The 3,295-nt window shown below is 42.0% G+C and carries 5 protein-coding genes; 1 reads left to right on the plus strand and 4 read right to left on the minus strand.

The window, feature by feature from the left end; all coding sequences use genetic code 11:
* Positions 1-26 precede the first annotated feature (26 nt).
* The 4 genes from ACERC8_RS09830 to ACERC8_RS09845 form a co-directional block, all read right to left on the minus strand.
* Entirely contained in the window at positions 27-635 is a 609-nt protein-coding gene (locus ACERC8_RS09830; protein WP_373659684.1) for a hypothetical protein, read from the minus strand.
* A gap of 234 nt (positions 636-869) precedes the next feature.
* On the minus strand, positions 870-1,199 hold the full coding sequence (locus tag ACERC8_RS09835; protein WP_373659685.1) for a CrcB family protein: 330 nt from the start codon (positions 1,197-1,199) through the stop codon (positions 870-872).
* A gap of 3 nt (positions 1,200-1,202) precedes the next feature.
* On the minus strand, positions 1,203-1,577 hold the full coding sequence (locus ACERC8_RS09840) for a CrcB family protein (RefSeq protein ID WP_018367399.1): 375 nt from the start codon (positions 1,575-1,577) through the stop codon (positions 1,203-1,205).
* 61 nt (positions 1,578-1,638) lie between these two features.
* Positions 1,639-2,082, minus strand: a complete 444-nt coding sequence (locus ACERC8_RS09845; RefSeq protein WP_373659686.1) for a flavodoxin — start codon at positions 2,080-2,082, stop codon at positions 1,639-1,641.
* A 201-nt stretch (positions 2,083-2,283) separates the two neighbouring features.
* Here ACERC8_RS09845 and ACERC8_RS09850 point away from each other — a divergent pair, with 201 nt between their 5' ends.
* Positions 2,284-3,216: a bifunctional oligoribonuclease/PAP phosphatase NrnA gene (locus ACERC8_RS09850; RefSeq protein WP_373659687.1), complete on the plus strand. Its 933-nt coding sequence runs from the start codon at positions 2,284-2,286 to the stop codon at positions 3,214-3,216.
* Positions 3,217-3,295 lie beyond the last annotated feature (79 nt).

The raw sequence follows: 3,295 nt of genomic DNA on the forward strand, positions 1-3,295 counted from the left end.
ACACCTATGGTTAAGCGAGTTATCGCTTAACAAAAACACTTTATAAAAATTGTACAGAAAAGGGGTGCCTTTTCACTCGTGAGCCCACCCATTTTACGATAATTATAGGTTGTACCATCATACTCTGACCTTGTAATAGCAGGTAACACTTTGATTGTGAGTGTATCTGTATCATCAACTCCTTTTAGTGGAATGGTCACTTCAGCTTCACTATTAAATTTAAATTTTCCAGAGAAGTTTCCTTTAACACCTTGAACTGATGTATAGTTCTTTTTCGCCATCCACTGGTCAAGATTTTTTAAGGTTAACTTCACCTGACCACCTTTGTCTGTACCATTTGAAGTAATCTCAACATCAGCAACAGCAACTTCCTCAAAGATAAACTCTTCTGTTTTTTCCTTGACATCAAATGGCTCAGGTAATTCAAAAACAAAATAGTCTCCATCAGCTAAATTATTATCATACGCTGCTAAATCAAATTCAACAAAAAATTCATAAGCAGCTCCCACGTATAGCTCCTGAGGATTAATCTCTTTGCGAGATTTATTTTGAAGCTTTGTTTTAAAAGTAACATTTGTCAATTCTTTAGCTTGTACTGTTTGACTTGTGACAAATAAACTACCAAATATAAACATTATAGAAGTGAATAGCAGTATCAACTTCTATAAAAACCGATGCGTTATCATAAATCTGTTTCCTTTCTTTGTCCTAAGCTTTCTAAGAAATAATTTTGCAAGTCCAGTAAGAAAAAGCGGACTATTGCTATATCAATATCATCGATACTTGTAGACACTACTATCCCCGAAAAATCAAGTATTTAAGCGTTTTTCAAGAGATTTTTAAATAATTATTTTTACCAAACCAAAATATCAGATAGCCAAGATTCGACCTAGGACGATTCCTCCTACTCCAAGAACATAAGTCAGAATAAGGTAAACAAACCATTCTCTTGGCTTTGTTCTGCGATCAAGTAGCTCCAAGTTGAAGGTCGAGTAAGTACCCAAACCACCTAAGAAAAAGATTAACCACGACTGCAAGTTTGGACTGAACATCGTCGACTGCGAAAGGTACCCAATCGTAACTGCCACCAGAAGATTAGCACTTAGCGTTCCTAGTGATAACTGACAGTAAGCGTTGAGCGGTCTGAGTGCATAGCGCAAGAGAGCCCCACAACCGCAGAGTATCATCACTATCACCATCTACTATCCCTCCTCTCTCTTTAGAGCTCGGCTATTTGCCAATAAAGCCACTAAATAACCACCAAGAATATGGCAAACCATCAAGCCAATTAGTCGCCACCAATCGCCTTGCTCAAGAGCAGTGGCCAAGGCCATAAAAATCGGCGCAATAGTGCTCAATCCTCCAAAAAAGCCCACACTTAATCCTACTTTTAGCGATGGACTAATACTTTTTGAGTGAAAGAGGTGATGTGTCGAATAAACTAGGCCATAAACAGCTCCATAATTACAGCCCAGCAGCCCAATATCTCCGAACTGCAGGACTACCAACTGGCGTAAAAGCCCACCTAATCCTGCAAAGAAGAAGATAAGGCTTACTTTTTTCACCTGTTCTACCATTACTCCTCCTAACAAATAAGGCAGGATTTTATCCATGCCTTACTGATATTTTCAACATTACTTAAACCAGCTTAGAGACCAGCTGCTCTGCAAAATTCTCAAGGGCTTTGATGTCATCATCCTCAGCTGCCAAATCAACTTTAACAGATGCTGCACCTTTTGTTGCGCCGCTTTTTTCAAACGCGGCCTCAAAGTCGTCAACAGCCTTGCAGAAAAAATTATAAAAGGTATCACCAGAACCGACAACACCATAAATTTTCCCTGTCAGGTCCAGTTCTTGTAAATCTTCGTAAAAGTCTACGATTTCGTCAGGTAAATCACCATCACCATAGGTATAGGTGGCAACAATCGCAATATCTGCCTCTTCAAAATCACTGGCATCTACGCCCGTGCATTCCTCAAGTTCAACGGTATGTCCTAACTGGGTCAACTTGTCAGCCACGATATTGGCAATTTCTTCAGTGTTACCAGTCATGCTAGCGTAAACAATCTTAGCTAAAGCCATAATGTCCTCCTATTTTGACCTTATTATACCACATCAGGGGTCTCTAGGCTAGCCCAAAACGTCCTTTTACATAGTAGTGAAAAATAAACAAGTCCTAATCAGTGTCATCAGCCATGTGGCTATTATCAAGAACCATCAACGTTTGAAAAAAAAAGACTTTTATGCTATTCTAAGGCAAACTAGCATAGAAAAGAGATAACGATGACTGCTCCTTTCCTTTCAATCTTACAAGCGATTCAAGCTTACGATACCATCATCATCCACCGCCACCAAAAGCCAGACCCTGATGCCATCGGGTCTCAGGTTGGGCTGGCAGAACTTATCCGCCATAACTTTCCAGATAAACGTGTGTTAACCACAGGCTATGAGGAGCCAACCTTATCTTGGTTAGCAGCAATGGATAGCGTCTCAGATAAGGATTATACTAGCAGCCTGGTTATCGTGACTGATACCGCCAATAAAGCGAGAATTGATGATGAGCGCTATAACAATGGCGATTGCCTGATTAAAATCGACCATCACCCCAACGATGAACCTTATGGAGAGTTCGTTTGGGTTGATACGATAGCTTCTTCTTGTAGCGAGATGATTGCTGAGATGGCTATTGAACTGGGATGGACGATGACCACTAAAATCGCCCGCCTGCTCTATGCAGGTATTGTCGGCGATACTGGGCGTTTTCTCTACCCAGCCACCAGCTCAAAGACCTTCCGTATCGCTAGCTATTTGCTTGACACCGGCATTGATGCTGCCCTCATCACTCGACAACTGGACACCTTATCGCCCAAGCTCGCTCGCCTGATGGGCTACATTCTGGAGCACCTACAGGTGGACCATAGCGGAGCGGCTCAGATTGTTCTTTCCACAACACTTTTGCAGGACTTTGACATCAGACCTGAGGAAGTCAGCCTCGTTGTTGGACTACCAGGAAAAATTGACAGTGTCGACCGCTGGATGATTTGTACGGAACAAGCAGATGGTAGCTATCGGGTCAACCTTCGCAGTAAAACCCTGACCATCAACGGCATCGCCAAGGAGCACCACGGTGGTGGACATCCCCTAGCCAGCGGTGCCAAAGCCTATTCACCAGAGGAAATCGCTACCATCTGGGCAAAATTAAAAGACCTCCGTTAATCGTGAACCGCACCCCAAAAGTTAGACAGATAATCTAACGAATGGGGTGCTTTTTTATGAAATTGAGCTACGAAGATAA

It is taken from the genome of Streptococcus sp. E29BA (genome assembly GCF_041807805.1).
In the GTDB taxonomy this organism is placed as follows: Bacteria; Bacillota; Bacilli; order Lactobacillales; family Streptococcaceae; genus Streptococcus; species Streptococcus entericus.